Raw genomic sequence first — 15,105 nt, forward strand, 5'->3', positions numbered from 1 at the left:
CCGGCCGCCCGGAGTACGCGGAACCCGCCGACAGCCCGGAGCCCTCAAGACCCACCCTGCCCGGCCAGCTGCCGGGTGCGTTCAAGGCCCGTTCTGCCCGGCCGGCCGCCGGGAGTGCCCGATGGCTGCCTGCTCGCCCGGCCGCTCGGAGTGCGCGGAACCCGTCGACAGCCCGGAGCGCTCAAGACCCGTTCTGCCCGGCCGGCCGCCGGGTGCGTTCAAGACCCGTTCTGCCCGCCCGGCCGCCGGGAGTGCCCGATACCCGCACCGCTCGCCCGGCCGCCCGGAGTGCGCGGAACCCGCCGACAGCCCGGAGCGCTCAAGACCCGTTCTGCCCGCCCGGCCGCCGGGAGTGCCCGATGGCTGCCTGTTCGCCCGGCCGCTCGGAGTGCGCGGAACCCGTCGACAGCCCGGAGCGTTCAAGACCCGTTCTGCCCGGCCGGCTGCCGGGTGCGTTCAAGCCCCGCCCTGGCCGGCCGGCCGCCGGGTGCGTTCAAGACCCGTTCTGCCGCCCGGCCGCCGGGAGTGCCCGATACCCGCACCGCTCGCCCGGCCGCCCGGAGTGCGCGGAACCCGTCGACAGCCCGGAGCGCTCAAGACCCGCCCTGCCCGGCCGGCTGACGGGAGCGCTCAAGACCCGCCCTGCTCGGCCTGCCGCCGGGAGCGCCCGATACCTGCACCGCTCGCCTGGCCGCCGGGAGTGCCCGATACCCGCCTGCTCGCCCGGCCGCCCGGAGTACGCGGAACCCGCCGACAGCCCGGAGCGCTCAAGACCCGTTCTGCCCGCCCGGCTGACGGGAGCGCGCAAGACCCGCCCTGCTCTGCCTGCCGCCGGGAGCGCCCGATACCTGCACCGCTCGCCTGGCCGCCGGGAGTGCCCGATACCCGCCTGCTCGCCCGGCCGCTCGGAGCGCGCGGAACCCGCCGACAGCCCGGAGCGCTCAAGACCCGTTCTGCCCGCCCGGCCGCCGGAGCGTGCTCACCGCATGTTCAGCGCAGTCCGTCGAAGGCGACGTCCAGATGCCGGGGTCCGCGCAGCACGGCGTTCTGCCGGTACGGCGGCGGGTCCTCGACCAGGCGGGGGTTGTCCAGCCGCCGGGCCAGCTCGGACAGCGCGATCTGGGTCTCCAGCCGGGCCAGCGGAGCGCCGAAGCAGCTGTGGATGCCGCTGCCGAAGCCGAGGTGCTGGATGTCCCCCCGGTCCGGGTCGAACCGCTCGGGCTCCTTGAACCGCTCCGGGTCCCGGTTGCCCGCGGCGAGGACCAGCCAGATCCGCGAGCCCTTCGGGATCGTGACCCCGCGCACCTCGATGTCGGCGATGCACGTGCGCTGCGGCACGAGCTGCACCGGCGGCTCGTACCGCAGCAGCTCCTCCACGATGTTGACCGCCAGACCCGGGTCCTCCCGCAGCCGCCGGAGGATCTCCGGGTGCCGCAGCAGCGTGAGCATGCCGTTGGTGATCAGGTTGACCGTCGTCTCGTGACCGGCGATCAGCAGCAGCACCGAGGTGCTGAGCACCTCCATCATCGTCATGGAGCCGTCCGGGCCCCGGCTGTTCACCAGGTCGGACAACAGGTCGTCCCGCGGCTCCTTGGTGCGCTGCTCGACCAGCCCGGCCAGGTACATGCCGAGCTGCATCCGGGCTTCCTGCGCCGTCTTCTGCGCGTCGGCCTCCGCCCCCTCGCGCGTCGCCGGGTCGAGGCTCGCGACCAGCGGATCGACCCAGGCGCGGAACCGCGGCTCGTCCTCCCGGGGCACCCCGAGCAGCCGGCAGATCACCGTGACCGGGAAGGGGTAGGCGAACTGGTCGACCAGGTCGATCTGCCGCGCGTCCCCGAACCCGTCGATCAGCTCGGTGACGATCTCCCGCATGTCGCCCCGCAGTCCGTCGATCCGCCGCGGCCGGTGCGGCGGTCCGAAGGCGCCGTTGGCGATGCGCCGCAGCCGGTCGTGCTCGGGCGGGTCCAGGCGCAGGAACGACGGCGGCAGCCCGCCCGTCTCCTCCTCCTGGCCCAGCTCGTCCTCCCCGGCGGCGGCCAGGTTCCTGGCGTCGGAGCTGATCCGCGGATCGTGCAGGAGGGCCTTGATGTCGTAGTACGAGCTGATGATGTAGGGGCCGCCCTCCTCCTCGTGGAGCACCGGCGTCCGGCGGAGTTCCTCGTACACCGGATACGGGTTGGCGCGGTTCGCGAAGTCGGTGATCTGGCGCAGCATCGAGGTGTGCGGCATGGCAGGTCCTTGGAACGTCGGGGCCGGCGGAAGCGGCGGTCAGTGGCGGGCGGGGTGGAAGACCAGCTGCTGGTCGGCCGGCGAGTAACCGCTGAGGGTCACCATGGGGCCGTGGGTCGGCAGGGACGGGTCCGGGAATCCGGCCGGGATCGGCTGCCGGTTCTCGGGACGCCGGTCCATCGTCGGGAACTCCACCGGGAACGGCGCGCCCCGCTCGATCTGCCGCTGGTAGAACTCCAGCCACCGCGTGTTGTCGAAGGTCACGGCCGCCACGATCCGGCCCTGGTAGCCGTAGACGGCGGCGAACCGGCGCTCGGCCAGCGAGCCCTGCGTCACCATGAGCTGTTCGCCCATGGGCGGCACCCCGACCGACTTGATGTTCACGCCGAACATCGAGGACCAGAAGGCGGGCATCCACAGGTGGGGCCGCCGGTCGGCACCGCGGCAGATCATGTTGTGCGCGGCCGTCTCCGCCTGGGCGACGGCATTGCCCCAGTGCTCCAGCGAGAGGAACTGGTAGCCGAACAGGGCGTGCGGGGAGCGCGCCACATCACCCGCCACGAACACGTCGTCGGTGACGATGCCCCGGAAGTCGAAGGCCCGGCAGCCCGCGTCACAGGCGATGCCCCGGGGCCCTGCGCCCAGCCCCGACCCCTCCAGCCACTCGGTGTTGCGCAGCGAACCCAGCGAGACCACGACCACGTCCGCCTCGACGACGCTCTCGTCCGACAGATGGACGGCCCGCACCCGGCCCGCCGAGTCGCCCTCCAGCGCGGTCACCGTGACATGGGTGCGCAGATCGACGCCGTTCTCCGTCTGCAGGTCGGCGGCGACCGCCCCGACGACCCCGCCGAGCGCGCCCACCAGCGGCGCGCCCGCGCGCTCCGCGACCGTGACGGGCAGGCCCATCTCCCGGCACGCCGAGGCCACCTCCGAACCGGCGAACCCGGCGCCGATGACGAACACCCGGCGCGGCCCCGCCTTCAGCCGCCGGCACAGGTCGGCCGCGTCCTCCCGGGTGCGCAGCAGGCAGACGCCGTCCAGCCGGGCCTCCTCCGGCTTCAGCCAGGGACGGGCGCGCACCCCGGTCGCGATGAGCAGCCGGTCGTACTCCACCTCGTCGCCGTCGGCCAGCCGGACCCGCTTGGCCGTCAGATCCAGTCCCGTCGCCGCGACGCCGAGGCGCCACTTGGCGTCGATCTCCCAGCGGTGCGGCAGCTCGGTGTGGTGCGGGGACGCCATGCCCAGCAGCACCGACTTGGACAGCGGCGGCCGGTCGTACGGCTCGTACGGCTCGTCCCCGATCAGGGTCAGCTCACCGGCGAAGCCCTCGGCACGCAGCGTCTCGGCGGCCCGCAGTCCGGCCAGCGAGGCGCCGACGATCACGATCCGGCCCTCGTGCCTGAGCCACTCCACGTAGTCAGCGGCCATCGGGCGCCTCCCGGACCTCTCCCGCGCGGTCCAGTCCGTCGGCGGTGATCGCCTGCACCGGGCAGGCGGCGACGGCACGCGCCAGCCGCTCCCGCTGCTCCTCCTCCGCCCGCGGGTTGTAGATCAGCGACTCCTCGCCGTGCATGGCGAAGACGTCGGGCGCGAGGAACGCGCACTGCGCGTACCCCTGACACTTGTTGAGATCGACGACGAGCCTCATCGACGCTCCGCCCTTCCGATGGCCAGGTCCGGCCCCCCACGCGGCGCGCGCGGGCGGCTGCGGACGGCGGTCGTCCCCCGCTCGCCAGCATGCGAGCGCGGGCGGGGCGCCCGCGCGCCGGGCACGCCGATCGAGTGAGCGGCCGGCGCGGAGCACCTGCGGCCGGCGGCGGCCGTCATCCGGCCGCCGCCGGCCGGGGGCGGACACGCCCGCTCGCCGTGAGGATGTGCACGCTGATCAGCAGCGACCACGCGGGGAAGACGAGTTCCGCCCAGGGCACGTTCGGCGAGACGAACAGCAGCGTCAGGGCGGTGAGGAAACCCACGACCGTCAGCGGGCGCGGCAGGACGCCGAGGCGGTGGCCGATGACCGACAGGGAGGACACGAAGACGGCCGCCATCCGCATGGCGTACTCCGTCATCAACGTGTACGCGAAGTGGCGGCCGAAGTCCCAGGGGCCCGGCACCGGCAGCAGGGCGGCCGGACGGTGCGCCCCGAGCACGGCGCTCGCCGCCGCGGCGGCGCCGAACATCGTGGCCGTGAAGACCAGCCCGCTGCCCAGGAACACCGTGGCGAGGAACTTGTCCTCGACCGCGCCGACGTGCGCGCGGGCCGCGCCGATGAACCACAGGAAGAAGATCCCGGCGAACGGTACGAGGGCGAGGGCCGTCCGCAGCGCGGCCCGCCGCCCGGAATCCGCGGTCACCGGCGCGCCGGCCGCGTCGGCCCCTTCCGGAATCCCCAGCCTGACCAGGACCATCGCCGCCGCCAGCAGCAGCGCGAAGACCACTCCGGCCAGCCCCGCCGCCCGCGGGGTCTCCAGTGCCCGCCGCCCCGGCGCGCTCTCCTGCATGCCCGGCCCGCCTTCCGCATCGGCCCCCGGCACCAGCTAGCCGTCCGCGCTCCGCCCCCGCCACCGGAGGACGGCCGTCCGGCCGAGCCGCGCATCCGCGGCTCGGCCGGGAGCCGGGACCGCGCTCAAGAGGCCGTCGGCAGGGGACCGACACCCGGTTCGAAGTGGGCGCGGAGATAGATGCGGGTGCGGTCCGGGGCGTACGCGTGCGCGTACAGCCGGGTGCAGTTCCCGTCCGAGGTGTCGTACGGCTCGGTGCCGGGGCAGACGAAGCCGTACCGCACACCCTCCTCGAACGTCTCCGGCTCCGGCAGCCCGAGGTGGGTGAAATCCGACCGAGGTGTGTCGGGCTGTGCCGCCGTCGGTGTCAGCCACCTGCCGGACGGAGGGTGCTTCCTCAGGTAGGCCTCGGCCTCGGCCCTCGACAGGGTGAAGGTGAGGAGGCCGGTGTCGAAGCGGGACGTGACCTTGTAGGCGGCCCGGACGGACCGGGCGGTGGCCGGGACGTCGAGACCCATGTGCCCGCTCATCCACTCGGGTGTGATCCCCGCGGCCCACCGCGTGTCCGCTCCCGCGTCCGCCGTGTGGTCACTGCCGCAGCCGGCGAGCGATCCCGCGACGACCACGGCGAGCACGGCGAGGGGCACACGCCGGACCGCCGTCCTGCCCGGTTCCCGGCCGGAGTTCATGACGTCCGTCCCTGCTTTCGTCGGGACCCGGTGACGGGTCGTCGGCCTGTGAAGAGCCAAGACGAGTCGGCCTGCGAGGAGCCAAGATAATCCGGCTGCGGAGAGCCGAGACGAGGTGACCTCCCATGCCCACTCCCGCCGAGCCCCTGCCCAGCTCCGCGGAACTGCGCCGCGACCCCCTGCCCCTGCGCGGCCGTACCGCACTCGTCATCGGTGCGAGCCGGCGGGCCGGCATCGGACACGCCGTGGCCCGGCGCCTGGCCGCGTACGGCGCGAGCGTGTATCTGCACCACCATGTGCCGCACGACGCCGCGATGCCCTGGGGCGCCGACCGTCCCGAGGCCGTCGCCGACTCCGTGCGGGAGGCGCTCGGCGACCCCGGGGCGCGGGTCGCCGCGGGCCCCGGTGACCTGGCGGACCCCGCCGAACCGGCCCGGCTGATCGACACCGTGCACCAGGAGTTCGGCCGCCTGGACATCCTCGTCGCCAACCACGCCCTCAGCGGCTCCGACGGCACCCTGGACGACATCGACGCCGCGATGCTGGACGCCCACTGGGCCGTGGACACCCGCTCGGTGCTGCTGCTCGTCCAGGCGTACGCCCGCACCCGCGCCGCGCTGCCGCACGACACCCCCGGCGGGCGGGTGGTGCTGATGACGTCCGGGCAGGACCTCGGCGGCGGCATGCCGGGCGAGATCGCCTACGCCCTCCAGAAGGGCGCCCTCGCCTCCGTCACCCGCTCCCTGTCCACGGCCCTCGCCGACCGGGGGATCACGGTGAACGCCGTCAATCCCGGCCCGGTCGACACCGGCTACGCCACCGGCGGGTTCCACGCGGCCGTGGCCGCCCGGTTCCCCGCCGGACGCTGGGGCGTGCCCGACGACCCGGCCCGCCTCATCGCCTGGCTGGCCACCGACGAGGCGGGCTGGATCACCGGAGAGGTCATCAACTCGGAAGGCGGCTTCCGGCGCTGACGCCGGGCGGTCAGAGCCGGGACAGCTCGTCCACCAGGTCGTCCAGGCCCAGCGAACCCTGCGACAGCGCCGCCATGTGCCAGGCCTTCAGGTCGAACGCGTCACCGTGCCGCTCGCGTGCCCTCTCCCGGCCCAGCAGCCACGCCCGCTCCCCGAGCTTGTAGCCGATCGCCTGGCCCGGGATCGTCAGGTACCGGGTCAGCTCGCTCTCCACGTAGTCCGCGGGCCGGCTGCTGTGCGCGCCGAAGAACTCCTCGGCCAGCTCCGGCGTCCACCGCTCCCCGGGGTGGAACGGCGAGTCCGCCGGGATCTCCAGCTCCAGGTGCATGCCGATGTCCACGATCACCCGGGCCGCCCGCATCATCTGCGCGTCCAGGTAGCCGAGCCGCTCCTCGGGGTCGGTGAGGTAGCCCAGCTCGTCCATCAGCCGCTCCGCGTACAGCGCCCAGCCCTCCGCGTTGGCGCTGACCCCGCCGATCGTGGCCTGGTAGCGGGAGAGGTTCCCGGCGACGTGCGCCCACTGCGCCAGCTGGAGGTGGTGGCCGGGCACCCCCTCGTGGTACCAGGTCGACACCAGGTCGTAGACCGGGAAGCGGGTCAGGCCCATCGTGGGCAGCCAGGTGCGGCCGGGCCGGGAGAAGTCCTCCGACGGGGGCGTGTAGTAGGGGGCCGCCGCGCCGCCGGGCGGGGCGATGCACGACTCCACCCGGCGCACCCGCTCGGCGAGGTCGAAGTGCGTGCCGTCCAGCTCCTCGATCGCCTTGTCCATCAGGGCCTGGAGCCACTCCCGGACCTCGTCCACGCCCTCGATGTGCCGGCCGTGCTCGTCCAGGTGGGCCAGCGCCACCCACGGCGTCTCGGCGCCGGGCAGGATCTTCTCCGCCTCCTTGCGCATCTCGCCGAGGAGGCGGTGGAACTCCGCCCAGCCGTACGCGTACGCCTCGTCCAGGTCCAGGTCCGTGCCGTTGAAGTAGCGGGCCCAGCGCGCGTACCGCTCCCGGCCGACCACGTTCGAGGAGCCCTCGATCGCCGGCGCGTACACCTCCCGCAGCCAGTCCCGCAGCTCCACCAGGGCGGCGGTCGCCGCGCGCGCCGCCTCGTCCAGCTCGGTGCGCAGCGCCTCGGGGCCCGCGGCGGCGAAGTCCTCGTACCAGCCGCGCCCCTTGCCGTCCGTGTCCGTCCACTCGGTGAGCTGGTCGATGAAGGTGGCGGTCGGCCGGGGCGCCGCGAACAGCTCGCGCTCCAGGCCGAGTTCCAGGGACGCGCGGTAGCCCGCGAGCGCGCCCGGCACCGCGCGCAGCCGCTCGGCGATCGCCGCCCAATCCTCCTCCGTCTCCGCCGGCGTGACTGTGAAGACCTCCCGCACCGCGTGCCCGGGCGTGTCCATGTTGCCGATCCGGCGCAGGTGCTCCTGCGCGTCGTGGACGGCGAGTTCGGCGGTCAGCCGCTCCCGCAGCAGCCGCCCGCAGCGCCGCTCCGCGTCACTGTCCGCCCCCGGCTGCCGTTCCGCCTCGTCCAGCCTGGCGAGCGTGGCCCGGGCCAGCTCCGCCAGGGCCTCCTGACCGGCCGGCGAGTAGTCGGGCAGTCTGCTCGAACTCTCCTTCACACCGAGGTACGTACCGGTGACCGGGTCGAGGGCGATGAGGTCGTCCACATAGGCGTCGGCGACCTGACGGGGCAGCGGGATCTGGGTGTCAGACATGCGGCCCATCCTCGTACGTGGACGATCGCCGCGTCACCCGAGTTGGCCGGGATTCAGCTCTGGGCGTGGCCGGGCGGCAGCAGCGGCCCGCACTCCCACTGCTGGAAGATCAGCCGGGTCTCCACCCGGGCCACCTCGCGCCGGGCGGTGAACTCGTCCAGCACCAGCCGTTGCAGATCGGCCATGTCCGCCACGGCCACATGCACCAGGTAGTCGTCGGGGCCGGTCAGATGGAACACCGTCCGTGCCTCCGGCAGCGCCCGGATCCGCTCCACGAACGGCCCCACCAGCTCCCGCCGGTGCGGCCGTACCTGCACCGACAGCAGGGCCTGGAGGCCGCGCCCGAGCTTGGCGGGGTCCAGCCGCAGCCGGTGGCCGAGGATCACGCCCGAGCGGCGCAGCCGGGCCACCCGGTCCAGACAGGTCGACGGCGCCACGCCCACCTGCGCGGCGAGGTCGCGGTAGGTGGTCCGGGCGTCGTTCTGCAACAGGCGCAGCAGATGCAGATCGACCGGATCCAGTACGACGGATTCGGCCATGGCCCGAACGTAACACGGGGTTCGGCTCCGGAGAACCGTCCGATGTTCACCCTTCCGCCCATGGACACAGCGAGCACCGGTGCCTACGACGACGTACGCACCGCATCGAGAGCCCTGGCCACCGAGGCCGTGCACGCCGGCCGCGACGATCTCGCCCGCCAGGGCCTGCACGCCCCGCCGATCGACCTGTCCACCACCTACCCCTCCTACGACAGCCGTGCCGAGGCCGCCCGCATCGACGCCTTCGCCGCCGACGGCGCCGACCCGGCCGGGCCGCCCGTCTACGGCCGCCTCGGCAACCCCACCGTCGCCCGCTTCGAGACCGCGCTCGCCCGCCTGGAGGGCACCGAGTCCGCGGTCGCCTTCGCCAGCGGCATGGCCGCGCTCAGCGCCGTACTCCTCGCCTGCTCGGCGGCGGGCCTGCGGCACGTCGTCGCGGTCCGGCCCCTGTACGGCTGCAGCGATCACCTGCTCACCGCGGGGCTGCTGGGTACGGAGGTCACCTGGACCGACCCGGCCGGCATCGCCGGGGCGCTGCGCCCGGACACCGGCCTGGTGATGGTCGAGTCCCCGGCCAATCCGACGCTCGCCGAACTCGACCTGAGGGCGATCGCCCACGCCTGCGGCTCGGTCCCGCTGCTCGCCGACAACACCTTCGCGACCCCCGTGCTCCAGCGCCCGGCCGAGCAGGGCGCCCGGCTGGTGCTGCACAGCGCGACGAAGTACCTCGGCGGGCACGGCGATGTGCTGGCCGGGGTGGTCGCCTGCGACGAGGAGTTCGCGGGCCGGCTGCGGCAGATCCGGTTCGCCACCGGGGGAGTGCTGCATCCGCTGGCCGGCTACCTGCTGCTGCGCGGGCTGTCCACGCTGCCGGTGCGGGTCCGGGCCGCCTCCGCGAACGCCGCCGAGCTGGCCCGCCGGCTCGCCGCCGACCCGCGCGTGGCCCGGGTGCGCTATCCGAGGCTCGGCGGCGCGATGGTCGCCTTCGAGGTGCACGGCGACCCGCACGAGGTGATCTCCCGGGTCCGGCTGGTCACCCCCGCGGTGAGCCTGGGCAGCGTCGACACGCTCATCCAGCACCCGGCGTCCATCAGCCACCGCATCGTGGACGCCGAGGACCGGCGCGGTGCGGGCGTCAGCGACCGGCTGCTGCGGCTGTCGGTGGGCCTGGAGGACGTGGACGACCTGTGGGCGGACCTGGACCGGGCGCTCGGCGCGCCGCCGGTACGGCAGCTGACACCCCTGCGGGAAGCGGTGCGGTGAGGTGAGGCGGCGGTGCCGGGCCCGGGGCGTGGTCGCGCGGGGCCCGGCACCGCCGTGGCGGATGCGCAGGAGGCGCTGTCTCAGCCGAGGTGCGGCGGCTGCACCCGGGGTGCGGTGGACACCGGGGCCGGGGCCAGCCGGGCCGTGATGACCAGGGTGCCCTCCTCGACCTGGTAGTCCAGGGGCAGGCCGAGGCCGCGCATCGCGGCGACCATGCCGGTGTTGGACGCCTTGGTCACGGCGTACACGCTCGCGCAGCCGGCCTCCGCCGCCAGCGCCACCAGCCGGCCGAGCAGCTCGGCGCCGATGCCGCGCCGCTGCCACTCGTCCTCCACCAGCAGCGCCACCTCGGTCTCGTCGCCGTCCCAGAGCAGATGCCCGAGGCCGACGATCTTCCCGGAGGCGGTCTGCGCGGCCAGCGTCCGGCCGAAGCGGGGGCTGAGCAGGTGGTTCAGATAGCGGTCCGCGTCCCCGACCGGGCCGTGGTAGCGCAGGCCGAGGGTGTGCGGCGAGCACCGCTCGTGCATCGCCCGGGCCGCGGCCAGGTCCCCGGTGTCGACCCGGCGCACGGTGATGTCGTTGCCCTCGGGCAGGGTCAGCACGTCGTGGCCGTCGGGGATCCGCGGCCCCAGCCGGCCGTCCAGCTCCACCAGCGCCCGGGCGCGCGCGAACTCGGTGGGGGTGAACGGCAGATACGGCCGCTCCACGGTGAGCACACCGCCCTCGGGCGCCGGCAGCCGCATCACGGTGTCCTCCAGGATCCCCTCGACCGGCACCGGCTGCGGACCACGGCCGCCGCCGGCCGGTGCGCCGGGCAGCGACCGGATCGTGCACCGGCCCAGCAACTGGCGCAGCGCCAGCGGCAGTTCGGCGGTGTCCAGGGCGGTGCGGGCGGCCAGGCCGAGGACCCGGGTGGGCACGTCGACCAGGTCGTGGGCGTCGGCCCGCTCGATCCAGGTGGCCGTGCCCCCGGCCAGCGCGACCGCCCGGGTGATCTCGGCCGCCGTGAGCGGGCCCGGCGCCCGCAGCAGGAACTCGTCCACCGTGCCGGCGGCCAGCGGGTGCGTCTGCAGGCTCAGGATGTCCACCCGCCGCTCGGCGAGCGCCGCGCACAGGGCGGCCAGGGAACCCGGCTCGTCCTTCACCGTCGTCCGCATCCGCCACAGCACGCCGCCGGTCTCGCAGACGGCGGGCTGCCCGGACGGCCCGGCCGGCCGTGTCTCGGCGGTCGGCCGGGCACCGGTATCGCTCACCGGCGGGGCATGTGTGTGGCGGCGTGACCACCACACGTGGAACACCGCCGTCGCGGCCAGCACGACGGCCGACACCACCAGCAGGGCCGGGCCGTCGGGCCCGTGCCCGATCAGGTTCGCCACCGCGTCCGCGACGGCCACGGCCGTGAACAGCGCGGCGAGTTCGACGACGTCCCGCCGCCAGTGGTGCACGGGCCGCCCGTGCCTGGCCCGGGTCACATCAGGCATCTCTGGAGTCATGCAGCCACTGTGGGGGAAAGGTGTTGCGTGATCACGAACTGATTGTGACCGATGGGTTAAGCATGCTCCGTCCCATTTGTTGCATTTTCTATGGCCGGGCGCTCGACCTCTTGTCCGTTCCTCACTGACCGACCCGGCCCGGCTGCAGCGTCTTGGTGAACAGCACGGTGCCGTCCTGCTCGCGCAGCCGTACCGTCAGCTCCCCGCTGTCCCCGTCGATGTCGACCTCGCCGAAGAACTGGTAACCGCCCGCGGGCGAGACGTTCGACGCGGTCGGCGCCTTCACGAACACCCGCTCCGGACCGAAGGTGCCGTCCAGCGCGCTGGCCGGGAAGGCACCGGCGTTCAGCGGCCCGGAGACGAACTCCCAGAACGGCTCGAAGTCGGTGAACGCGGCCCGCGACGGCTGGTAGTGCTGGGCGGAGGTGTGGTGCACATCCGCCGTCAGCCACAGCGTGCCCGTGATCCGCCGGTGCTTGATGAACCGCAGCAGCTCGGCGATCTGCAGCTCACGGCCGAGCGGCGCGCCCGGATCGCCCTGCGCCACCGCCTCGAAGTTCGGCTTGTTCTCCGTCGCGTCCGGTACGACGAGACCCAGCGGCATGTCGGCGGCGAGCACCTTCCACACCGCCCGCGACCGGGCCAGCTCCCGCTTGAGCCACTCCAGCTGCTCCCTGCCGAGGATGCCCTGCGGATCGGCGGTCTGGTCGTCGGCCGAGTTGGCGTTGCGGTAGGTGCGCATGTCGAGCACGAACACGTCCAGCAAGGGGCCTTGGTGCAGCACCCGGTGGACCCGGCCCTCCTTCGCGCCCGGACGCAGCGTGGAGAGAGGGAAGTACTCGCTGAACGCCCGCCGTGCGCGCGCCGCGAGGACGTCGATGCTCTTCTCGGTGTAGCGGGTGTCGGTGGACGCGATCATCTCGCCCGGGTACCAGTTGTTGCGCACCTCGTGGTCGTCCCACTGGACGATCGAGGGCACCTGGGCGTTGAACCGGCGCAGGTTCCGGTCCAGCAGGTTGTAGCGGAAGTTGCCCCGGTACTCGGCGAGGGTCTCGGCGACCTTCGCCTTCTCCTCGGTGGTGACGTTCCGCCAGGTGCCGCCGTCGGGCAGCGCCTGGGTGGCGCTGATCGGGCCGTCGGCGTAGACGGTGTCGCCGCTGCACAGGAAGAAGTCCGGGTCGAGCCGGGCCATGGCGTCGTAGATCCGGTAGCCGCCGAGGTCGGGGTTGATGCCCCAGCCCTGGCCGGCCAGGTCGCCCGACCACAGGAAGCGCACGCCGTCCCGGCGGCGCCGGGAGACGGTGCGGAAGGTGCCGGTCACGGGCTCGCCGGTGCGGCGCGGGTCGTCCGGGTCGGCGAGCAGCACCCGGTAGTGGATCTGCTCGCCGGAGGGCAGGCCGTGCAGCCGGGTGGTGCCGGTGAAGTCCGTGCCGGCGCCCAGCAGCGGGCCGTGCCATCTGCGCGGGTTGCGGAACGACTCGGTGGCCGCGGTCTCCACGATCATCCGGGCCGGCCGGTCCGCGCGCACCCACACCAGGCCGGAGTCGGCGGTCACGTCACCGGTCTGCACGCCCCAGTCCGCCGCGGGGCGTCCGGAGCGGGCGAACGCCGGGGCCGCGCCGAGGCCCACGGGCAGGGTCAGGGCCGCCGACGCGGCGAGGGAGCCGCGCAGCACGCTGCGGCGGCCGGGGAGCGGACGGTGGGACATGGCGTGCGCCTCCAGGGACGGGATCCGGCCAGTGTGCAGAGCCACACCTACGGGGGCGCCGCGGCGCGCACGCGAACCGGAAGTGAACTCCGGTGGGCCGGGAGGCGGTCAGGGGGTTCAGCGGCTGCCGTCCAGGATGACCCGCGCGACCAGCGCCGGGTCGTCGTTCATCGGGCAGTGGCCGCAGCCGGGCAGCCGGACCAGCCGGGCGTGCGGGATCAGCTGCTTGGCCCGGACGCCCTGACGGCGCACGAGGAGCCGGTCCCGGGTGCCCCAGGCCACCGTGACCGGCAGGCCCGGCAGGTCGTCGGTGAACCGGACCGTGGTGCCCGCCCGCAGGGTCGCCCCGAAGCCCGCTGCGCCGACCAGCGCAAGCGTCTCGGCGACCACCGCCTCCGGCGAACGGCGCGCGGGGCGGGCGTAGATGGTGCTGGTCAGCGCGGTACGGCCGGCCGCCGTACGGGACAGCCGCTCCACCAGCGGCAGCGGCAGCCGCTGGGCGACGCCCCGCATCGCGAGCAGCACCGTGAACGCGTACCGCCGCTCGGCCTCGGTCCAGAAACCCGCGGGGGACAGGGCGGTGACGGACCGTACGCGCTTCTCCCGGCCCAGCTCCAGCGCCAGCAGGCCGCCCAGCGAGTTGCCGGCGACGTGCGGGCGGTCCAGCTCCAGGGCCTCGAACAGGGCGCCGAGCACGGAGTTGGTGGTGGGCAGGTCGTAGGCCAGGCCGTCGGGCAGTCCCGGGGAGGCGCCGAAGCCCGGCAGGTCCACGGCGATCACCTCGCGCTCGGTGGCCAGGATGTCCACGACCGGGTCCCAGGCCTGCCGGTGATGGCCGATGCCGTGCAGCAGGACGAGCGGTTCGCCGCGGCCCACGCGCGCGTAGGACACGGTGACGTCGCTCGGGCCGTGCGGGGTGGGGACCGTGAAGGAGACGGTGGCGGACATGGGGATGCTCCTCGTCTGGGCTGCTGACGGACGCCGTAGACAGCTTGTCAGCAATTGCTACCGGCGGGTAGCCCCCGGGGTTCCCGTTCCGCGATCCGCCCGGCGCATCTCGATGCCGACGCCGGGGCGAGCCGCAGCGGCAGACACATCTCCAGCACACGGGCCGACCGGATGCCGCAGAGGTCCAGCACCCGGTCGGTCGGCCGAACTCCCCGAACGGCTCCGTCACCTGCTCCTCGGCCCCGGTGTCGGCCCCGCACACGAACACATGCTGCTCGCCCGGCGCCCACCCTCACCCGGCGGCCGATGGCGTTCGGCATCTTCACCACGCGCGCGTGCGGGACCGCACGCCGGATCCGCTCGCCCACGCTGTCCGACTCCACCGTGCCCAGCGCCGCGTACCCCATCGCCCACCTCATGGTCGCCGCCCGCCGGCGGCCCGCGGTCCGTGTGATCCGCGCCGCTCCTGGAGCCGGGCATTCCGGGTGGACACCGCCAGGCGTGTCGGATGGGATGGAACCCGTGACCACCGACCTCGCCACCGACGTCTTCGAAGAGCACCGGCCCCTGCTCATGGGGGTCGCCTACCGGATGCTCGGCCGGGTCGCCGACGCCGAGGACGTGGTCCAGGAGGCCTGGCTGCGCTGGTACCAGGCCGACCGCGCGGAGGTCCGCGAACCGCGCGCCTACCTGGTGCGCGTCACCACCCGGCTGGCCATCGACCGGCTGCGCCAGGTGCAGTCGCGCGGCGAGGCGTACGTGGGACCGTGGCTCCCGGAGCCGTACCTCACCGAATTCGCCGACACCGCCCCGGACTCGGCGGACCGCGCCGTGCTCGCCGACACGGTCTCCCTGGCCGTCCTGGTCGTCCTGGAGTCGCTGTCCCCGCTGGAGCGGGCGGTGTTCGTGCTTCGGGAGGCGTTCGGCTACCCGTACGCCGAGATCGCCACGCTGCTCGACCGCGGGGAGCCGGCGGTACGGCAACTCGCCGGGCGGGCCCGCCGGCATGTGGCGGAGCGGCGCCCGCGGTACGAGGTCGACCCCGTCCGGCGCCGC

At 74.1% G+C, this 15,105-nt stretch carries 13 protein-coding genes; 3 read left to right on the forward strand and 10 right to left on the reverse strand.

What is annotated here, in order from left to right; translation table 11 throughout:
* Window positions 1-990: 990 nt before the first annotated feature.
* The 5 genes from CCN44_RS28820 to CCN44_RS28840 form a co-directional block, all read right to left on the reverse strand.
* Window positions 991-2,229 (reverse strand): cytochrome P450, encoded by a 1,239-nt coding sequence (locus CCN44_RS28820; protein ID WP_086700770.1) that lies wholly within the window; start codon window positions 2,227-2,229, stop codon window positions 991-993.
* A gap of 39 nt (window positions 2,230-2,268) precedes the next feature.
* Window positions 2,269-3,660: an NAD(P)/FAD-dependent oxidoreductase gene (locus CCN44_RS28825; protein WP_086700774.1), complete on the reverse strand. Its 1,392-nt coding sequence runs from the start codon at window positions 3,658-3,660 to the stop codon at window positions 2,269-2,271.
* Window positions 3,650-3,880 (reverse strand): ferredoxin, encoded by a 231-nt coding sequence (locus tag CCN44_RS28830; RefSeq protein ID WP_059248047.1) that lies wholly within the window; start codon window positions 3,878-3,880, stop codon window positions 3,650-3,652. Before CCN44_RS28830 ends, CCN44_RS28825 begins: the two co-directional genes overlap by 11 nt.
* A gap of 175 nt (window positions 3,881-4,055) precedes the next feature.
* Entirely contained in the window at window positions 4,056-4,733 is a 678-nt protein-coding gene (locus tag CCN44_RS28835) for a hypothetical protein (protein ID WP_086700776.1), read from the reverse strand.
* Window positions 4,734-4,858: 125 nt separating this feature from the next.
* Complete coding sequence (locus CCN44_RS28840; protein WP_208639858.1) at window positions 4,859-5,422, reverse strand: hypothetical protein; 564 nt, start codon at window positions 5,420-5,422, stop codon at window positions 4,859-4,861.
* 125 nt (window positions 5,423-5,547) lie between these two features.
* Between CCN44_RS28840 and CCN44_RS28845 the strand changes: the two genes are divergently transcribed.
* Window positions 5,548-6,396 (forward strand): SDR family oxidoreductase, encoded by an 849-nt coding sequence (locus tag CCN44_RS28845; RefSeq protein ID WP_086700779.1) that lies wholly within the window; start codon window positions 5,548-5,550, stop codon window positions 6,394-6,396.
* Window positions 6,397-6,406: 10 nt separating this feature from the next.
* Here CCN44_RS28845 and CCN44_RS28850 read toward each other — a convergent pair whose 3' ends face one another.
* Together CCN44_RS28850 and CCN44_RS28855 are read right to left on the reverse strand one after the other, a co-directional pair.
* Window positions 6,407-8,098 (reverse strand): DUF885 domain-containing protein, encoded by a 1,692-nt coding sequence (locus CCN44_RS28850; RefSeq protein ID WP_059248044.1) that lies wholly within the window; start codon window positions 8,096-8,098, stop codon window positions 6,407-6,409.
* 53 nt (window positions 8,099-8,151) lie between these two features.
* Window positions 8,152-8,637 carry an Lrp/AsnC family transcriptional regulator gene (locus CCN44_RS28855; protein ID WP_059248043.1) on the reverse strand — a complete coding sequence of 162 codons (486 nt, stop codon included), beginning with the start codon at window positions 8,635-8,637 and terminating at the stop codon, window positions 8,152-8,154.
* A 60-nt stretch (window positions 8,638-8,697) separates the two neighbouring features.
* Here CCN44_RS28855 and CCN44_RS28860 point away from each other — a divergent pair, with 60 nt between their 5' ends.
* The gene (locus tag CCN44_RS28860; protein ID WP_059254831.1) at window positions 8,698-9,900 is read left to right on the forward strand and encodes a trans-sulfuration enzyme family protein; all 1,203 of its coding nucleotides are present in this window, start codon (window positions 8,698-8,700) and stop codon (window positions 9,898-9,900) included.
* An 80-nt stretch (window positions 9,901-9,980) separates the two neighbouring features.
* On the opposite strand, the gene CCN44_RS28865 is transcribed toward CCN44_RS28860, so the two are convergent.
* The 3 genes from CCN44_RS28865 to CCN44_RS28875 form a co-directional block, all read right to left on the reverse strand.
* Window positions 9,981-11,393 (reverse strand): GNAT family N-acetyltransferase, encoded by a 1,413-nt coding sequence (locus CCN44_RS28865; RefSeq protein ID WP_189397322.1) that lies wholly within the window; start codon window positions 11,391-11,393, stop codon window positions 9,981-9,983.
* A 121-nt stretch (window positions 11,394-11,514) separates the two neighbouring features.
* A complete protein-coding gene (locus CCN44_RS28870; RefSeq protein WP_086700782.1) occupies window positions 11,515-13,101 on the reverse strand; it encodes an alkaline phosphatase D family protein in 1,587 nt (528 codons plus the stop codon).
* A 117-nt stretch (window positions 13,102-13,218) separates the two neighbouring features.
* Window positions 13,219-14,049 (reverse strand): alpha/beta fold hydrolase, encoded by an 831-nt coding sequence (locus CCN44_RS28875; protein ID WP_059248040.1) that lies wholly within the window; start codon window positions 14,047-14,049, stop codon window positions 13,219-13,221.
* Window positions 14,050-14,571: 522 nt separating this feature from the next.
* Here CCN44_RS28875 and CCN44_RS28880 point away from each other — a divergent pair.
* A partial coding sequence (locus tag CCN44_RS28880; RefSeq protein WP_143650019.1) for a sigma-70 family RNA polymerase sigma factor occupies window positions 14,572-15,105 on the forward strand: 534 nt, incomplete at its 3' end.

The sequence above is a fragment of the Streptomyces tricolor genome, assembly GCF_002155905.1.
Lineage (GTDB): Bacteria > Actinomycetota > Actinomycetes > Streptomycetales > Streptomycetaceae > Streptomyces > Streptomyces tricolor.

Coding starts and splice junctions, on each gene's coding strand:
- CCN44_RS28830 (WP_059248047.1), bottom strand. CDS start 3,880: ATGAGGCTCGTCGTCGATCTCAACAAGTGTCAGGGGTACGCGCAGTGC.
- CCN44_RS28870 (WP_086700782.1), bottom strand. CDS start 13,101: ATGTCCCACCGTCCGCTCCCCGGCCGCCGCAGCGTGCTGCGCGGCTCC.
- CCN44_RS28855 (WP_059248043.1), bottom strand. CDS start 8,637: ATGGCCGAATCCGTCGTACTGGATCCGGTCGATCTGCATCTGCTGCGC.
- CCN44_RS28865 (WP_189397322.1), bottom strand. CDS start 11,393: ATGACTCCAGAGATGCCTGATGTGACCCGGGCCAGGCACGGGCGGCCC.
- CCN44_RS28840 (WP_208639858.1), bottom strand. CDS start 5,422: ATGAACTCCGGCCGGGAACCGGGCAGGACGGCGGTCCGGCGTGTGCCC.
- CCN44_RS28845 (WP_086700779.1), top strand. CDS start 5,548: ATGCCCACTCCCGCCGAGCCCCTGCCCAGCTCCGCGGAACTGCGCCGC.
- CCN44_RS28875 (WP_059248040.1), bottom strand. CDS start 14,049: ATGTCCGCCACCGTCTCCTTCACGGTCCCCACCCCGCACGGCCCGAGC.
- CCN44_RS28835 (WP_086700776.1), bottom strand. CDS start 4,733: ATGCAGGAGAGCGCGCCGGGGCGGCGGGCACTGGAGACCCCGCGGGCG.
- CCN44_RS28850 (WP_059248044.1), bottom strand. CDS start 8,098: ATGTCTGACACCCAGATCCCGCTGCCCCGTCAGGTCGCCGACGCCTAT.
- CCN44_RS28820 (WP_086700770.1), bottom strand. CDS start 2,229: ATGCCGCACACCTCGATGCTGCGCCAGATCACCGACTTCGCGAACCGC.
- CCN44_RS28825 (WP_086700774.1), bottom strand. CDS start 3,660: ATGGCCGCTGACTACGTGGAGTGGCTCAGGCACGAGGGCCGGATCGTG.
- CCN44_RS28860 (WP_059254831.1), top strand. CDS start 8,698: ATGGACACAGCGAGCACCGGTGCCTACGACGACGTACGCACCGCATCG.